This window comes from Caballeronia choica (assembly GCF_001544535.1).
In the GTDB taxonomy this organism is placed as follows: domain Bacteria; phylum Pseudomonadota; class Gammaproteobacteria; order Burkholderiales; family Burkholderiaceae; genus Caballeronia; species Caballeronia choica.
In genome coordinates this window covers 23539-40173 of sequence record NZ_FCON02000046.1, presented here as the reverse complement: position 1 = coordinate 40173, position 16635 = coordinate 23539, and the positions used below count along the sequence as shown (strand labels likewise).

The window sequence follows — 16635 nt, the reverse complement described above, 5'->3', positions numbered from 1 at the left end:
TTCATCGGCGATTTTTAACTTGACGTCCGTTGGTTCCCGAGCAGGTTGCGTTTCATTTGCCAGGCATCTGCGCGCTTCGCGGGTCGCCGAGGCACCCTGACGAAGCGGGCCGCATCGGTGCGTCAAAGCATCGGGGAATGCCTCGTTCGCCGGAGAGCGCGGGTATTGCCGGCACTGCGCGCTGCTGGAACCAAGCCAACTGTAAGCGACTCGAATACTCGCCGCGACGCATGGAATTTGCGCCGCGCCGCTCCTCGTCCCGAACGAGCGGCCACGTCGCGCGCCGAAGGAGCGCTCGCCCGATGACCCCTCTCGACACGCCCGCCGCGCCATCGACCGCATCTCCCGCCGACGCCCCGGTGCTCACCATCCCCGCCGATGCGCCATTTTTCGTCGTGATGAACGCAGGCTCCGGCCGCAGGCAGACCGACGCCACGCGCGCCGTCCTCGAGCGCGAACTCGGCGGAGCGGGCCGTCGTTTTGAACTGCGCCTCGTCGACGACCCCGCCGAACTCGCCGCCAGCGCCCGGATGGCCGTCGAGGACGCGATCGCGCAAAGCGGCGTGGTGGTGGGCGCGGGCGGCGACGGCACGCTATGCGCCGTCGCGCAGGCGACGCTCGGCAGCGGTTGCCCGTTCGCCGTGCTGCCGCGCGGCACCTTCAACTACTTCAGCCGCGACCACGGCATTCCCGCCGACCTCGACGCATCGACGCGACTCCTCCTGACCGCGCGCGCTTATCCCGTGCAGGTTGGCGTGGTGAATGGCCGGATGTTCCTCGTCAACGCGAGTCTCGGCCTGTATCCCAAGCTGCTCGAGGACCGCGAGACCTACAAGCGCCAGTTCGGCCGCAGCCGCCTGATCGCGCTGCTTTCGGCGGCGGCGACGCTGTTGCGCCGGCATCGCCATTTGCGCCTGCACATCGAGCACGAAGGACAGATGCGCGAAATCCGCACCTCGACGCTCTTCGTCGGCAACAACCGGCTGCAACTCGAACAGATCGGCATGAAGGAAAGCGCATTGCTGGAACAGGGCTTGCTCGCAGCGATCGCGCCGCGCGCCATCGGCCGGCTTGCGCAGATCGCGCTGTCGATTCTCGGCGCCGCCGGGCGCATGAGCGACGCCGACAACGTAATGAGCTTCACGTTTCGCAGCATCACGGTGACGCATCCGTCGAAGCGCCGCCGCCGCGTCAAGATCGCGACCGACGGCGAACTGGCGTGGCTCGACATGCCGCTCGAATTCCACGTCGCGCCCGAACCGCTTTTCCTGCTCAAGCCGGAGCCCGACATCGCCCTCGCCAATCGCTCATGACGCTGCTGCTGCAGATTTCCGATCCGCATTTCGGCACTGAACGGCCGCGCGTCGTCGCTGCGCTTTTGGACCTGATCGCGGCGCTGCCGCCCGATCTCGTCGTGATGTCCGGCGACCTGACGCAGCGCGCGCGCCGCGCGCAGTTTCGCGCGGCGCGCGCGTTCGTCGACCAACTCGGCGCGACGCCCGCGCTCGTCGTGCCCGGCAATCACGACATTCCGCTCTTCAACGTGTTCGCGCGGATGTTTCGTCCGTATGCGAATCATCAGCGCGTGTTCGGCGCGAATCTGGAGCCGGAATTCGAGTCGCCGGAACTGCTCGTGCTCGCGCTCAACACGACGCGCGCCTACCGGCACAAGGACGGCGAGGTCTCGATGCAGCAGGTGAGGCGGGTCGCCGAACGGCTCGAACGCGCGACGCCCGCGCAACTGCGCGTCGTGGTCACGCACCAGCCAGTCGCCGTCACGCGCGCGCAGGACGAAACCAACCTGCTGCACGGGCGCGAGCGCGCCGTGCAGCGCTGGGCGCGCGCGGGCGCGGACCTGATCGTCGGCGGCCACATCCACCTGCCGTACGTGCTGCCGCTGCATGACACCTTCGCGAACCTGCCGCGCCGGATGTGGGCCGTGCAGGCGGGCACGGCGATGTCGTCGCGGGTGCGCGGCACGATCAACAACTCGGTGAACCTGATCCGCTACGAGCCCGCGGTGCCGGGGCCACGACGGGCGGTCGTCGAACGCTGGGACTTCGCGGAAACGAGCGGCGCGTTCGGGCCGGTGACGCATCACGAACTCGTCTTCGACCAGGCGCTGCAAGCCTGCGAAACCCCATGAACGCCGTCGACAGCGGCGCCATCGCGCACTTTGCCGGCGAGCATGCGCTCGCCGGCTTCGGCTTGCTGCTGCTCGCGCTCGTCGTCGGCGTGCCGCTCGCGTGGCGGCTCGTGCTGCGTTACGGCGTGCCGCGCGAGCAGGGCGGCGGCGCCTCGCCGAAGACGCGGCTCGTGATCTACCTCGCGCTGAGTTTCGCGATCATCGCGGGCGCGGCCGCGCTGTTCGCCGCGATTGCCGACGAACTCGGCGCCGAGGAAGAACTCGGCCGGCTCGACCAGACGTTCGCCGATGCCATCGGCCAGTCGGTCGCGCCCGGCGTGCTCCGCGCGTTCGCCTGGATCACGCATCTCGGCGATCCGTGGCTGCTGGCGGTGTGGTGCATCGGCGGGGCAGCGCTCTTGCTCATCGCGAGGAGGCGGATGCTCGCGCTCGGCCTCGTGCTCGCGATCGCCGGCAACGGCGTGCTCAACACGACGCTCAAGCATATCTTCGAGCGCGTGCGCCCGGTTCACGATCAGGCGATCGCAACCGCATCCGGCTGGAGCTTTCCGAGCGGGCATACGTCGGGGTCGCTCGTCACCTACGGGATGATTGCCTACGTGCTCGTGCGGACGACGCCCGCGCGCTGGCATCTGCCCGTCGTAATCGCGGCGACGATCGTCGCGTTCACCACCGCCTGCAGTCGCGTGTTCCTGCGCGTGCATTTCGCCAGCGACGTGCTGGCGGGTTTTGCCTCGGGCACGGCTTGGCTGGTCGCGTGCATTTTGAGTGTCGAACTTGCGCGCATGGTGCGGCAAGGACGCCGCCGTTAGCGTTAGCGCGGCCTGACGACGAGTTCGGGAAAGCCCGTGAGCGGATCGGTCTCGCGCGAAAAGCGATGCTCGGCAAGCCCGGCGACCAGGATTTCGGCCGTCGTGCGCACGATGCAGCCTTTCGCGACATGCCCGCCGAACACGCGCCCGTCGCGGTCGGAAACCGACATGTGCAGATGGGCGCCGTCGACGGAAAGCGACCCGGCGAGCGTCAGGATTTCGAGGTCGCCGCGCAGTTCAGCCGGCTCGTCGATGCCCGCATAGCGCAGTTGCGCAACGCTCAGGCTGCCGATGCCCTGCAGCACGAAAGCGGCGGAAAGCGCCCGCGAACGCGCGATGTCTTCGAGCGACGCGCGCAGGTCGTCGCCGGGAACGAGGCGCAGGGGAATCGTCTGCATGAGCGCTGTCCGTGCCAAAAACGACAAGACTACACGTTGTCGCCATGCGATGGCATCATGGCCCGCACGCGGTTTGCCGTGCCCGATTGCTTCGACCGATTCACCCCGCCTCACGGAGACGCCATGAGTTTCGAATTGACGGTTCTCGCCTGGACGCTGGTGCTGGCGCTCGTGCAGGTGCTGCTGCCTGCTTTGCTGCGCAATGGCGAAACGGGCATCGGCTACAACGCCGGCCCGCGCGACGCACCCGCGCCGCCGCCGCGCAAGCTGACGGGCCGCCTGATGCGCGCACAGAGCAATCTCTTCGAGACGCTGCCCGTGTTCGCCGCCGCCATCCTGATCGCGCACGTCGTCGGACGCGAAGGCGCGCAGACGCACATGGGCGCGCTGCTCTACTTCGTGGCGCGCGTGGTCTACTTGCCGCTTTACGCGGCGGGCGTGCCGTTCCTGCGCTCGCTGGTGTGGATGGTGTCGCTCGTCGGCATCATCCTCGTGCTGGTTCCCATCATCTGAATTTCCCAAGGACAGAGCAACATGACCGACCAGCCATCGACGATCGAAATCGAGACCGCACCCAATCCCGAATTTGCGGTGATCCTGATGCACGGCCTTGGTGCCGATGCCAACGACTTCGTCTCGCTCGTGCCCGAGTTGCGCCTTCAGGATGCGCCCGCCGTGCGTTTCGTGTTCCCGAACGCGCCGGAGATCGCCGTGACGGCCAACAACGGCTACGTGATGCGCGCGTGGTACGACATTTTGTCGTTCGAGGGCATCGAGCGGCGCGTCGACGAGGCGGGCATCGAGGCGTCGTGCGGCGCCGTGCGGCGCCTGATTGCGCGGGAGAACGCGCGCGGCATTCCCACCGAAAGAATTTTTCTCGCGGGGTTTTCGCAAGGCGGGGCGATGACCTATTCGGCGGGCCTCACGCATCCGGAGAAGCTCGCGGGGTTGATCGTGCTGTCGGGCTATGTGCCGTCGAAGAGCCTCATCGAGGGGTCGCTCAGTGAGGCCAATCGTGGCACGCCGGTTTTTGCCGCTCACGGCACGTTCGATGACGTGTTGCCGCTGCGGCTTGGAGAACAAGGCCGCGACTTCGCGCTTGCGGCTGGCTGTCCGGTTGAATGGAATGCCTATCCGATGGCGCATTCGGTCTGTCTTGAAGAGATCGAAGCCTTGCGGGAATGGCTTGGGGCCCGGTGGGTTCAGGGGGCGGTTTAAACACCCCACCTCAGGCGCCGGCGACGATCCCCCGCCGCGCAAGACTCGCATACAGCGCTCGCACGCCGAACTCCCACGCCGGGATATCCACCGCCGACCCCACCGGATTCACCAGCGCCCCGATCGCCGGCGTGGCGATCGTCACCACATCTCCCGCATGATGCGTAAACCCGCCGCCCGGCGCGTCGCGATCCTTGATCGGCGAGAACATCGTGCCGAGGAACAGCATGAAGCCGTCGGGATATTGATGGTGCGCACCATGCGTCTGCCCGACGAGGTCCGCCGGGTCGCGGCTGATCTCGCGCATGTGGCTCACGCCTTCGAGCACGAAGTCGTCGGTGCCGGCAATCTCGAGGCTCACGCTCGCTTCGCGCACGGTATCGAGCGTGAAGCGCTCGTCGAACAGCCGCACGAACGGGCCGATCGCGCACGAGCCATTGTTGTCCTTCGCCTTGCCGAGCAACAGCGCGCTGCGCCCTTCGATGTCGCGCAGGTTCACATCGTTGCCCAGCGTCGCACCGACGATCTCGCCACGCGCATTGACCGCCAGCACGATCTCGGGCTCGGGATTGTTCCACGCCGATGCCGGATGCAGGCCGACACTCGCGCCAAAACCCACCGCCGACATCGGCTGCGACTTGGTGAACACTTCCGCGTCCGGCCCGATGCCAACCTCCATGTATTGCGACCACGCGCCGCGTCGTTCGAGTTCGGCCTTGAGCGCGGCGGCCGCTTCCGACCCCGGCTTGATCTGCGAAAGATCCGCGCCGATCAGCTTGTGGATCGTCGCGCGCACTTCCTCGGCCTTGCTCGCATCGCCGCTCGCCTGTTCCTCGATCACGCGCTCCAGCAGGCTCACGGCGAAGGTGACGCCGCATGCCTTGATCGCCTGCACGTCGCACGGCGCGAGCAGCTTCGACGGCAGGGCCGCGTCGCTCAGCGCGCCTTCGATCAGCGTCTCCACGCGACCCAGCGACTCGCCCGGCGCATGGCGCGCGATGTCGAGGATGTCGGCGCGATCGAACAGGTCGGCGGTGGTCGGCGCGCTCGACGTGATATCGAACACTTCGCCCCGCCGCACGACGACGACCGACGGTCCGTCGACAGGCGCCGAACGCCATACGCGGCCGACCAGAAGCGCGTCGTCGAGGTCGCGGGGCAGGCAGGCGGAAGGGGAAATCGAAGCCATGTGGGGACGTCTCCGTGAGGTGTTGGGTTCGCGCCATTGTGCCCCGGATCGGACGATCAATGAAACCGCGTCGTGCCGAGAGGCGTCGAACCCAAGCCCTGCGCCGCGAGCGAGGCGAAGCTGCTGTTGATCGAGCCGCGTGCCGTGCTCAACACGGGCGCCGAAGCGAGCGACCGGACGGCTCCTGACGTCTGGGCCTGACGGCCGCTCATCGCACGGCGCACGCGTCCGCGCCGCGCAGCCGCGCGCGGGGAGCGGTACAGTATTCTTCGCGCCCGCTCATTGCGCATTCGGCGGCAGCCGGCGGGCATTCGTCATGCAATGAAACCAGGAGGACCTATGCGTGTACTTCTCGTTGGTGCGTCGGGGTTGCTGGGCAAAGAGATCGCCGGCCTTCTCGCGGAGCATGAAGTCATCTCGGCGAGCCGCAAGGGCGCGGACATCGCCGTCGATCTGTCGGACAAGTCGTCGATCGAGGCGATGTACAGCGCAGCGGGAAAGGTCGATGCGGTTATCTGCGTCGCGGGAACGGCGAAGTTCGCTCCGCTGGAATCGCTCGCCGACGGCGATTTCGCATTCAGTCTCGCAAACAAGCTGATGGGACAGGTCAATCTCGTGCGCTGCGCGGTGGGAAAGGTCACGGAAGGCGGATCGGTGACGCTCACGAGCGGCATACTCGCGCAAACGCCGATGGTCGGCAGCGCTGCCGTCAGCGTCGTGAACGCGGGAGTCGAGGCGTTCGTCAGGTCGGCGGGGCTCGAACTGAAAGACAGGCTGCGCGTGAACGTGGTGAGCCCGGGCTGGGTCGCCGAAACGCTCCAGTCGATGGGCAAGAATCCCGCCGATGGCGTGCCCGCCGCTCAGGTCGCGAGAGCGTACAAGCGTGCGCTGGACGGAGGCATGACGGGCGAGGCGATTTCGGCTGCGAACTGACAGTTACCTTGACGACTCCAGGTCTCGCCTGAAGCGTTCGCGCTGCGCGGAATCGGCGATGCTGGCTTCCAGCCGCTCGTGGAATTCTTCGAGGTTCGCGGCGCGCTTCGCTTCGCGACCGGCGATGACTTTCGCGATCGGGCCGAGATAGGCGGCGAGTTTCAGCGTGGCCGCGTCGATGCTCGTCTGGTCGATCAGGCCTGCGGCTGAGCCGCCCGGGATCGTGCTCGCAGGCGCTCCAAGCGACGCGCCAACGACGCCTGCTGAAGTGGTCGACCCGGGCATCGAAGTGCCCGTCGAGCCGGATTCGAGCAACGCGAAGGTCCGCTCGAACTCGCGGCGGGCCGACTCGTTGGGAAGGCGCGGCAGCAATTGCCCGGCGAGCGTTTGAAGGTCGCCAGCCTGCGCGGCGGCGCGCCGCACGAGCAAGCTCGCGAGCGGGCCGATGTGCTCGGCGAGTTGCCGCTCGATGCGTTCGAGCAGTCCCGGGGGCCACGTTTGCGCCTCCCTCTCGTGACCCGGCTCGCCCCCTTGCCATGCAGGCGCAGCGAATGGCGAGGCGCCCGCCACGATGGTGCGGTCGTCGTCATCGTCGGTCGCGCTCGACGCGCGTATCGCGAGCGCTCGCAGAACCGTCAGCCATTGCGCGGCCGTTGCAAACCGTTCCTCCGGACGCTTGGCGAGCGCCCTGAACACCATCGCGTCGACCTCCGGCGACAGCGAGCGATTGATCTCCGACGGCGCCGTGGGCGTCGCGTTCATGATCTGCTGCATGACGACGGCCTGCGAGCCGGTGAACGGCTGCCGCCCGGTGAGCATCCGGTACAACACGACGCCCGCGGAAAACAGGTCCGAGCGCGCATCGACGGCATCGCCCGCGAATTGCTCGGGCGACATGAAACTCGGCGTGCCGACGATCGAGCCGAACGACGTCGCCGAGGCCCCGATGCGCGCGACGCCGAAATCCGCGACCTTGAGCAGCCCGCGCGCGGTGACAAGCAGGTTCGCCGGCTTGATGTCGCGGTGGACCACACCGGCTTCATGCGCATACGCGAGCGCGGCGAGCAATTGCGAGAGCCAGTCGAAGGCGGTCGCGAGTGGCGGCGTGTGGCCCGCAGGCAGCAGCGCGTCGAGGCCGCTTCCCGCCACGTATTCCATCACGATGTAGGCGGTGCCTTTGTCCTCGCCGAAATCGTGGACCGTCACGATGTTCGGATGCGCAAGCCGTCCGGCGGCGCGAGCCTCGTTGCGAAAGCGCTGGAGCACTTCACCGCCGCTTTCGCCCGCTTCGCTCGCGAGCAGTTCGCGGCGCACCATCTTGAGCGCGACGGGCCGTTCGATGTGCGGATCGAAGGCGAGATAGACGACGCCCATCGCGCCCGTGCCAAGCACGCGATCGATGCGGTATTTGCCGATCTGCGATGGCATCGCTTCGTGCGTCATCTGAATTCCCTGCTGCGGGCGGGGTCGCGGTGCGCGTCAGCGCCCGAATTTGTCTTCAGGCACAGGCGCCCTGCGCCTGCCGCTTCATGCGCCCAGCATCTTGATCGCTTCGACGAGACTCGTTTTCATCCGATTGAACGATACCGCAAGCGACGCGATCTCGTCGCCGCCGCGCACCGGAAATTGCGCGGTATCGAGCTTGCCGAGGCTCGCTTCGTCCGCGGCGCGCGAGAGCGCGCGCAACCGTCGCGTGACGAGAAAATGCACCATCAGGTTCAACGCGACCAGCACGCAGGCAAACACGGCCGCGAACGACGCCATGAACGTGCGCCACACGCTGCGCGCCTGTTCGAGCGGCAACGACATCGGCACCGACACGACCTGCGCGCCAATCGTCTCGTGCAGCGGCCAGTCGAAGCCGTTCGCGGGGCCATACTTGTCGAGCATGGTGCGCGGCGCCGCGGCGGGCGTGCTGTGGCACTCCAGGCAGGCGGCCGAATCGATGCGCGTCGGGCGCGCGATGTAGAGGCTGCGGCCCGCCGGCGTCTCGCGCTCGCCGATCACTTGCGACAGTTCGGGATGGTCGTGCAGGCGGCGGATCACGTCGTTTTCCCAGTCGGTGGCGCGGTCACGCGGATTGGTCGGATTGAGCATCGCGTGCTTGTAATAGAAGCCGGGAAATTTCTTCTGTATCGCGAGCAGGCTCTCGATCGCCGAATAGGCCGGAATCGATTGCGGGACGAACGCGTACTTGATCTGCGTCGCGAGCAGCGGCGTCACCTGTTCGGAGGTGTAGTTGTGCACGGCGGTCGCGGCCTCGATCATCAGGCTCGCGTCGCGCACGGTGGTCTGCACGGCGTTCGCCTGCAGCACCCGGTCGGCGACGATACCCGTGGCGGCGAAACCCGCCGCGAAGACGGCGAGAAACGCCAGGTTGAATTTCACGCTCAGCGACAGGTTCATGACAGCTCCACTAGGCGGCGGTCCAGGCCGTTCATGCTCCGTGGTGGCGGTGCGCCCGTCAATGGGCGTTCTCGCGATCGTCGGGCGTCGGCTTGTCGCGGTAGTGTATGCCGGCATCGGGCGCGGCGTGATGCGTGGGCGCCGGCGGGGTGACGGGCCTGGTTTGCGGCGGCGTGGCCGGCTTCGGCGGCGGCGGATGCAGGACCGGGCGCCATTCGGGCAGCACGTCCAGATGGGCATCGACTCCGGCCCGAAATTCCGCGGACTTCAGGCGCGGGCGAAAGCGCTTGATGAACGTGCCGCGCGCGCTTATGTCGCTCGCGAGCCAGTCCGACACGTCCGTGTAATCGACGGCACGCAATGCTGTCGGCAAGTCGTGCCGGTTCGCGAGGTGCCCGGAGACCGCGACAAGCGCGTCGCGAAATCCCACCGGCATCCCCGCGATGAATTCCGGCGACACGCGCGACTGCATGCGCAGCGGGGCGCCGGCCGCGCGTTCGGCGTACTGGCCTGCGTGGAGCGTCGCTCGCGGTGGCTGGCCCGCGACGGGCGGGGAAAGGGTCAGCGTGTCATCGCCGGCTTCGGCGAACATCGCGACGTGTTGCGGCGCGGCCATTGCAACGATCGACCACGGCGTGCCGTTCGCGGGCTCGACGGTCAGTCCCGGCATCGCGATGGAAACGGCCGTCGCCGTGCCGGCGGCGCGGCTGACCTTCAGCCAGCCGCTCAACACCGAGATCCGCGACGGCATCGCGGCAGCGCCGCGTGTCGTCGTAGGAGCGCCGAGCAGCACGCGCGTTTGCGGCCCGAGCGCGACGAGCGTGCCGGCGCTGTCTTCCAGTTGCGCGGACTTGCCGGCATCGGTTTCGATGATGTCGTCGCCGGCGAGCCGCGTGCCCTCGTTCGCCCGATAGAGCGACGCACCGCGAATCACCGTCACCGCGCCATCGGCGAAGGCCAGCACGACTTCCGCGTGTGCGTGAGCGAGCGGCACGGCGAACGTGAGGAGCGCCAGGGCGCTGCTCGCGCCCATGCGCCGGATGACTGATTTAAAGGCCATGTAAGTGACCAGTATTCGATTGTGGGTCGCGAGTCCCGGCAGGCGTGCCGATTACCGGTACAGCATACGCCACGCGTCAATCCATCGCCGCGTGGGCGAGCGACTCATCCTGCGTCTGGCGGGCCGGGCGAATCAGCAGCACGAGCGGGATGACGAGCAGCGTCGCGACGAACATCAGCTTGAAGTCGTTCAGATACGCGATCATCGCGGCCTGCTGCGTGATCGACTGGTTGAGCATCGCCATGTCGTAGGTCGAGCCGCTTGCGAGCATCGGCTGCATCGCCGGATTGAAGACGTTCACGTTGGCCGCGAGGTCCGCGTGCGCCACCTGCGTGTTGCGCGTCATCAGCGTCTGCACGATGGAGATGCCCATACTGCTGCCGATATTGCGCATCAGGCTGTAGGTGGCCGTGCCGTCCGCGCGCAACTCGGGTGTGAGCGTCGAGAACGTCAGCGCTGAGAGCGGCACGAACACGAGCCCGAGGCCGAAGCCCTGGATCACGCCGGGCCACACGATGTCGGAGGCGGAAAGCACGATCGTGTAATGCATCATCTGCCAGAGCGCGAACGCGGACACCAGGAAGCCCACCAGCAGCATGAGGCGCGCGTCGAAGCGCTTCAGCAGGCGCCCCGCGCACATCATCGCGATCATCGTGCCCGCGCCGCTTGGCGCGGTGACGAGCCCGGTCGTCGCGACGGGGTAGTTCATCAGGTTCTGCAACATCGGCGGCAGGAGCGCGCGCGTCGCATACATCACGGCGCCGATCACGAAAATGAAGCACACGCCGGTGGCGAAGTTGCGGTCCTTCAGCAACTCGTAGCGAAAGAACGACTTCGCGCCCGCGGTTGCGGTATGCGCGAGGAAGAACGCGAAGCTGAGCGCGGCGAGCAGCGCCTCGATGCGGATTTCGAGCGAGCCGAACCAGTCGAGCTGTTCGCCGCGATCGAGCATCGCCTGGAACGCGCCGATCGCGAGACTCAGCGTGGCGAAGCCGAACGCGTCGAACTTCACGCCGTGCTTCGGCTCCTTCGCGGGCAGGAAGGTCAACACGCCGAAGAGCGCGAACGCGCCGATCGGCACGTTGATGAAGAACACCCAGCGCCAGTTGTAGCTGTCGGTGAGCCAGCCGCCGAGCGTTGGCCCGAGAATCGGGCCGACCATCACGCCCATGCCCCAGACCGCCATCGCCTGGCCTTGCTTTTCGCGCGGATTGATGTCGAGCAGGATCGATTGCGACAGCGGCACGAGCGACGCCCCGAAGACGCCCTGCAAGAGCCGCGACCCGACGATCTGGGTCAACGTCTCGGACAACCCGCAGAACGCCGATGCGACCGTGAAGCCCGCAATCGATATCACGAGCAGGCGCTTCACGCTCAGGCGCTCGGAGAGCCAGCCGGTGAGCGGCGTGGCGATGGCGGCCGCGACGATGTAGGACGTCAGCACCCAGGTGATCTCGTCCTGCGACGCCGACAACGTGCCTTGCATATGCGGCAGCGCGACGTTGGCGATGGTGCTGTCGAGCGTCTGGATCAGCGTCGCGAGCATGATCGAGAGCGTGAGCATGGGCCGGTTGAGCGGCGCCGCCGTGCTCGCCGGAATGGAATCGGAAGCCATCTGAAAGGAGTCGTGTAAAAATAATAAGCATGCTTATTATAGGCCGCGTATGTGCGCACGCCACACGGACTTCATATAATCCAAAGATGCAAACACAACTCGACAAGCGCTTCGGCTTTCTCGTCTCCGATGTCGGCCGTCTGTGCGGCAAGCGGTTCGACGATCTCGCGAAATCGTCGCTCGATCTCACGCGCGCGCAATGTCGCGCGCTCGCGTACCTGTCGCATTACGGCGAGATGAACCAGGCGCGGCTTGCCGATCTGATGGAGGTCGCGCCGATCTCGGCGGGGCGGTTGCTCGACCGCATGGAGGAGGGCGGCTGGATCGAACGGCTGCCGAATCCCGATGACCGCCGCGAGCGGCAGGTGCGCATGACGGCGAAGGCGCAAAAGGCGCTGAATGCGGCGCGGCGCGTTGGGGACGAGATCGCCGAAGAGGCGCTGAGCGGGTTCAGCGAACAAGAACACGAGCAGTTGATCGCGATGCTGGGGCGCGTGCGCGCGAACCTGAGCCGCATCGTGGATAGGTGATCGCTGGCGCTTGGGGTGGGGTGGTTTACGCCGTTTGATGTTTCTGCGCTTCTATGGAACTTGCTTTGTTTTTGGTTTATTAGCTCTGCCCCTGTCCGGGGCGGGACTTACTTTCTTTGCTGCTGCAAAGAAAGTAAGCAAAGAAAGCAGCTTGCCACCGCCAATCCTTGCCATGCGCCGCTAGCCCGCTCCCTCGGAGTGGTCCAACCGGGGGAGTGTCGTTAGCGGAGTTTCATCGTTGTTGGCATGTAGACAAGGCGCGCACGTCGCACCGCGATAGGGAGTGGATCAGCAGTCATACATCCGTCCTGGCACTGCGTGCCCGACGACAGGTCTGCTAGGGGTGGTGAATTGAAGCATGCAGCAAGCACGAACTAGGATGGTGATATAGCGATGGGTGTTGGTATTTGCCTGACGGGTGAGCGCGAAGCGCGAGGCCGGATGTATGACTGCTGGTCCACTCTGTATTGCGGTGCGATGCCCGTACCTCTTCTACATGCCAACAACGGGGAAACCTCGCTAAGGACACTCCCCCGGTTGGACCACTCCGAGGGAACGGGCTAGCGGCGCATGGCAAGGATTAGCGTTGGAAAGCTGCTTTCTTTGCTTACTTTCTTTGCAGCAGCAAAGAAAGTGAGTCCCGCCCCGGACAGGGGCAGAGCAAATAAACCAAAAACAAAACAAGTTCCATAGGAGCACAAGCGCATCAAACGGTGTAAACGACGCAACCCCACCCCAAGCGCCAGCGATCCTTAAACCACATTCAGCATAGCAAGCGCCGTCTCCTGCAAGGGATGCAACACGCGGGCAAGCGCCGCCTCCGTAGACTCCTTGCCAATCACCATGTTCGTACTGAGCGCCGCGACGACCTGACCGTGGCGGTCCTTCATCGGCACGGCGATGCCCCGCACGCCGATCTGCAACTGTTGCTCGATCACGGCGAAGCCATCCGCGCGCGCCTGACGGATCTTCTCGTGCAGCTTCGGCTTGTTGGTCAGCGTGTGCGGCGTGAACGGCTTCAACTCGGTGGCTTCGAGCCATTGCCGCACGGCGTCGTCGTCGGGCTTGTGCGCGAGCAGCACGACACCCGGCGACGTCAGCGGCGCCGGCACGCGCGCGCCAAGCACGAAGCCCGTCGTCATCACGCGCGACGTCCCGTTGCGTGCGATGAACACCAGTTCCCACTCGTCGAGCACGCTCACATAAACCGACTCGTTGAGCGTCGCACTCAGTTGCTGCAGATACGGCTGCACCGTGCGCGGCAGGCGCGCGGAGTCGAAATACGACCAGCCGACGCGCAACACGCGCGGCGTCAGGCCGAACAGCTTGCCGTCGGTCTGGACGTAGCCGAGATATTCAAGCGTCAGCAAGTAGCGCCGCGCGGCGGTACGCGTCATGCCGGTGCGCGCGGCAGCCTGCGTCGGCGTCATGCGGGCGTGCTGGTCGTCGAATGCTTCAAGAATCGCCAGTCCCTTCTCCAGGCCGGCGATCCAGTCGCGCTTGTCCAGCGGTGGCTTGCTCATCGGCAATAACCCTCATTACGTGCGATTAACGAATCCGTGTGCGCGATTATCGCTCGCATTGGCTTGATTCGCATTGTGCCGGCGAACGCGCGGCTCCTATGCTTCGCTCCATCCTGACAAGCCCTGACCGGACACGACATCATCATGCAAATCACCGGCACGACCCGAGTTTTCTTCTGTATCGCCGACCCGATCGACCAGGTGCGCGCGCCTGAAGTCTTCAACGCGATCTTCTCGCGACACGGCATCGACGCCGTGATGGTGCCGCTCTGCGTGCCCGCGGCCCGGCTCGAAGCGACGTTGCGCGCGCTCTTCGAATCGCCGACGGTCGGCGGCGTGTCGCTGTCGATTCCGCACAAGGCAGCCGCCGCCGGGATCGCCGATCGTCCGACGGCGGCGGCGCGCGCGGCGAATGCGGTCAACGCCGTGCGGCGCAACGCGGCGGGCGAACTCGAAGGCGATTTGTTCGACGGGCTGGGCTTCACCGGCTTGCTCGATCGCGCGGGCATCGGCTATGCAGGGCGCCGTGTGCTCGTGCTCGGCGCGGGCGGCGCGGCGTCGGCGGTGACGACGGCGCTGGCGGCCGCCGGCGTCGCGGAAATCGCGCTGTTCGATCCCGACCGCCCGAAGGCGCAGCAACTCGCGGCGCTGCTCGTGCGGGATTTCGGCATCGTCGCGAATGCTGTGGCGTCGAACGATCCGGCCGGCTACGACCTGATCGTCAACGCGTCGCCGCTCGGGCTGAAACCAACCGATCCCGTGCCGGTGGACGTTGCGTCGATCGCGGAGCACGCCGCCGTCTGCGACATCCTGATGAAAAACCAGCCGACGCCGCTCGTACGCGCGGCACGCTCGCGCGGACTGGTCGCGGAGCCGGGCTTCGACATGCTGATCCTGCAGACGCCGTTCTATCTCGACTTCTTCGGCTACCCGGAGTTGGCGGCGTCGGTGCGCGCGGACGATTCGTACCTGCGCGAACTGCTTTTCCCGGCTGAGTTGCTGCCGCCGGAAATCGCAGCAAATCCCTCGTGATTCAACGATATGCGTTGGTTAGTGCTAACCCCGAAAGCGTTCGTTAATCGGACATAGGCGTGCGATAATCGCACAAAATCTTACAAAAAGCATTGCCGAAGCGGACGCCGTCTCATATTCTCCATTCACCCAAACGCGACCCCCTTCTGAAGCACGGGAAGCGTAGCCGGACAAGGGATGACAGCAAGTCGACTGCCCGTCGTGCCGCGGATTGCGCAAGTTTAGAAACCAAAGACTCAACTCGATTCAACCCATTCTGGAGACAAATATGGCAGGTTCACTGGACCACGAGCCGCACGGCGAGCACCAGGCAAAGAAGGCCACCGCGAGTGGCTGGATCGGCTCGGCGCTGGAGTATTACGACTTCTTCATTTACGCGCAGGCCGCTGCGCTGATCTTCCCGCAACTCTTCTTCCCGTCGGGCAACCCGAAGGTGGCAATCGTCGCGTCGCTGGCGACGTATGGCGTTGGCTATGTGGCGCGTCCGATTGGCGCGTTCGTCCTCGGGCACTGGGGCGACACCCACGGTCGTAAAACCGTGCTGCTGATCTGCATGTTCCTGATGGGTGCATCGACGATGGCCGTCGGCCTCCTGCCGACCTATCACCAGGTCGGCATGCTCGCTCCGGCGCTGCTCGTCGTGCTGCGTCTGGTCCAGGGCTTCGCGGTGGCGGGTGAAATCTCCGGCGCGAGTTCGATGATTCTGGAGCACGCGCCGTTCGGACGTCGCGGCTACTACGCAAGCTTCACGCTGCAAGGGGTGCAGGCCGGCCAGATTCTCGCCGCGGCGATCTTCCTGCCGCTCGCTTACTTCATGCCGGAAGACTCGTTCAACGCCTGGGGCTGGCGCATTCCGTTCCTGCTCTCGGCAGGCGTGCTGATCGCCGGTTACATCATCCGTCGCGAAGTGAAGGAAACGCCTGCTTTTGCCGAGGAAACCGGCGAAGCCGCCGTGCCGAAGTCGCCGATCAAGGAAGCGTTCAAGCACAGCTCGCCGGACATGTTCCGCGTGGTCTGCATGGCGCTGATGAACGTGATCCCGGTCGTCGCGACGATCTTCGGTGCAGCCTACGCAGTGCAGGCTTCGTACGGCATCGGCTTTCACAAGAGCGTGTTCCTGTGGATTCCGGTCGCGGGCAATATCCTCGCCGTGCTGGTGATTCCGTATATCGGCGATCTGTCGGACCGCATCGGCCGCAGGATACCGGTGATCGTCGGCGCGGTCGGATCTGGGCTGCTCTCGTTCGGCTATCTGTATGCGATCAGCATCCACAACGTGCCGCTCGCGATCGTGATGTCGCTCTTGATGTGGGGCGTGGTGTATCAGGGTTATAACGCGATCTTCCCGAGCTTCTACCCGGAACTGTTCCCGACCCGCTCACGCGTCTCGGCAATGGCGATTGCGCAGAACGTCGGTACGCTCATCACCGCACTGCTGCCGGCACTGTTCGCGATGGTGGCGCCGCCGGGATCGACCAACATTCCGGTCACGGTCGGCTCGATCACGCTGGCTGTGACGATCATCGCGGCAATCGCGGCATGGAGCGCACGGGAAACCTATCGCATCCACCTGAACGATCTCGGCGAGCCGAACGCGGTTCCCATCGACATCCAGGAATACGAGCGCCTGCGCGCCGAGACGGTGGCCGGGGAGAAACTGGCGAAGGCCTCGGCCTGATCGCGGCAGTCGATATTTTCTGGTTCAAACAAAACCCCTGGCTCGCCAGGGGTTTTGTCTTTGGATGGCGTGCAACCGATGCCGCTTACCGGAAT

At 65.7% G+C, this 16635-nt stretch carries 17 protein-coding genes; 10 read left to right on the top strand and 7 right to left on the bottom strand.

The window, feature by feature from the left end:
- Window positions 1-302 precede the first annotated feature (302 nt).
- From AWB68_RS20550 to AWB68_RS20540, 3 genes are read left to right on the top strand one after another with little or no spacing between them, the layout of a single operon-like run.
- Window positions 303-1313, top strand: coding sequence for a diacylglycerol/lipid kinase family protein (locus AWB68_RS20550; protein ID WP_087646192.1), 1011 nt, complete (start codon window positions 303-305; stop codon window positions 1311-1313).
- Window positions 1310-2146 (top strand): metallophosphoesterase family protein, encoded by an 837-nt coding sequence (locus AWB68_RS20545; RefSeq protein WP_087646191.1) that lies wholly within the window; start codon window positions 1310-1312, stop codon window positions 2144-2146. Before AWB68_RS20550 ends, AWB68_RS20545 begins: the two co-directional genes overlap by 4 nt.
- Window positions 2143-2958 (top strand): phosphatase PAP2 family protein, encoded by an 816-nt coding sequence (locus AWB68_RS20540; protein ID WP_087646190.1) that lies wholly within the window; start codon window positions 2143-2145, stop codon window positions 2956-2958. Before AWB68_RS20545 ends, AWB68_RS20540 begins: the two co-directional genes overlap by 4 nt.
- Before the next feature lie 2 nt (window positions 2959-2960).
- Here the strand turns inward: AWB68_RS20540 and AWB68_RS20535 are convergent, their stop codons facing one another.
- The gene (locus AWB68_RS20535) at window positions 2961-3356 is read right to left on the bottom strand and encodes a PPC domain-containing DNA-binding protein (protein ID WP_087646189.1); all 396 of its coding nucleotides are present in this window, start codon (window positions 3354-3356) and stop codon (window positions 2961-2963) included.
- A 123-nt stretch (window positions 3357-3479) separates the two neighbouring features.
- On the opposite strand from AWB68_RS20535, the gene AWB68_RS20530 reads away from it, so the two are divergent.
- Together AWB68_RS20530 and AWB68_RS20525 are read left to right on the top strand one after the other, a co-directional pair.
- The gene (locus AWB68_RS20530) at window positions 3480-3869 is read left to right on the top strand and encodes an MAPEG family protein (protein ID WP_087646188.1); all 390 of its coding nucleotides are present in this window, start codon (window positions 3480-3482) and stop codon (window positions 3867-3869) included.
- 21 nt (window positions 3870-3890) lie between these two features.
- Complete coding sequence (locus AWB68_RS20525; protein WP_087646187.1) at window positions 3891-4574, top strand: alpha/beta hydrolase; 684 nt, start codon at window positions 3891-3893, stop codon at window positions 4572-4574.
- Window positions 4575-4584: 10 nt separating this feature from the next.
- Here AWB68_RS20525 and AWB68_RS20520 read toward each other — a convergent pair whose 3' ends face one another.
- On the bottom strand, window positions 4585-5763 hold the full coding sequence (locus AWB68_RS20520; protein ID WP_087646186.1) for a fumarylacetoacetate hydrolase family protein: 1179 nt from the start codon (window positions 5761-5763) through the stop codon (window positions 4585-4587).
- Window positions 5764-5835: 72 nt separating this feature from the next.
- On the opposite strand from AWB68_RS20520, the gene AWB68_RS49540 reads away from it, so the two are divergent.
- Together AWB68_RS49540 and AWB68_RS20510 are read left to right on the top strand one after the other, a co-directional pair.
- The gene (locus AWB68_RS49540) at window positions 5836-5964 is read left to right on the top strand and encodes a cupin domain-containing protein (RefSeq protein WP_374729588.1); all 129 of its coding nucleotides are present in this window, start codon (window positions 5836-5838) and stop codon (window positions 5962-5964) included.
- Window positions 5965-6102: 138 nt separating this feature from the next.
- Window positions 6103-6696 carry a short chain dehydrogenase gene (locus AWB68_RS20510; RefSeq protein ID WP_087646185.1) on the top strand — a complete coding sequence of 198 codons (594 nt, stop codon included), beginning with the start codon at window positions 6103-6105 and terminating at the stop codon, window positions 6694-6696.
- Window positions 6697-6699: 3 nt separating this feature from the next.
- On the opposite strand, the gene AWB68_RS20505 is transcribed toward AWB68_RS20510, so the two are convergent.
- From AWB68_RS20505 to AWB68_RS20490, 4 genes are all read right to left on the bottom strand, one after another.
- Window positions 6700-8139: a serine/threonine-protein kinase gene (locus tag AWB68_RS20505; RefSeq protein ID WP_087646184.1), complete on the bottom strand. Its 1440-nt coding sequence runs from the start codon at window positions 8137-8139 to the stop codon at window positions 6700-6702.
- Window positions 8140-8223: 84 nt separating this feature from the next.
- On the bottom strand, window positions 8224-9102 hold the full coding sequence (locus AWB68_RS20500) for a Tll0287-like and HAMP domain-containing protein (protein ID WP_087646183.1): 879 nt from the start codon (window positions 9100-9102) through the stop codon (window positions 8224-8226).
- 58 nt (window positions 9103-9160) lie between these two features.
- The gene (locus tag AWB68_RS20495; RefSeq protein ID WP_125482982.1) at window positions 9161-10162 is read right to left on the bottom strand and encodes a FecR family protein; all 1002 of its coding nucleotides are present in this window, start codon (window positions 10160-10162) and stop codon (window positions 9161-9163) included.
- 76 nt (window positions 10163-10238) lie between these two features.
- Window positions 10239-11777: a DHA2 family efflux MFS transporter permease subunit gene (locus tag AWB68_RS20490; RefSeq protein ID WP_087646181.1), complete on the bottom strand. Its 1539-nt coding sequence runs from the start codon at window positions 11775-11777 to the stop codon at window positions 10239-10241.
- 86 nt (window positions 11778-11863) lie between these two features.
- Here AWB68_RS20490 and AWB68_RS20485 point away from each other — a divergent pair, with 86 nt between their 5' ends.
- On the top strand, window positions 11864-12307 hold the full coding sequence (locus AWB68_RS20485) for a MarR family winged helix-turn-helix transcriptional regulator (RefSeq protein ID WP_087646180.1): 444 nt from the start codon (window positions 11864-11866) through the stop codon (window positions 12305-12307).
- Window positions 12308-13059: 752 nt separating this feature from the next.
- On the opposite strand, the gene AWB68_RS20480 is transcribed toward AWB68_RS20485, so the two are convergent.
- Window positions 13060-13830, bottom strand: a complete 771-nt coding sequence (locus tag AWB68_RS20480) for an IclR family transcriptional regulator domain-containing protein (protein ID WP_087646179.1) — start codon at window positions 13828-13830, stop codon at window positions 13060-13062.
- A 144-nt stretch (window positions 13831-13974) separates the two neighbouring features.
- Here AWB68_RS20480 and AWB68_RS20475 point away from each other — a divergent pair, with 144 nt between their 5' ends.
- Together AWB68_RS20475 and AWB68_RS20470 are read left to right on the top strand one after the other, a co-directional pair.
- Entirely contained in the window at window positions 13975-14862 is an 888-nt protein-coding gene (locus tag AWB68_RS20475) for a shikimate dehydrogenase family protein (RefSeq protein ID WP_087646178.1), read from the top strand.
- Between the two features lie 268 nt (window positions 14863-15130).
- Window positions 15131-16540, top strand: coding sequence for an MFS transporter (locus tag AWB68_RS20470; protein WP_087646177.1), 1410 nt, complete (start codon window positions 15131-15133; stop codon window positions 16538-16540).
- Window positions 16541-16635 lie beyond the last annotated feature (95 nt).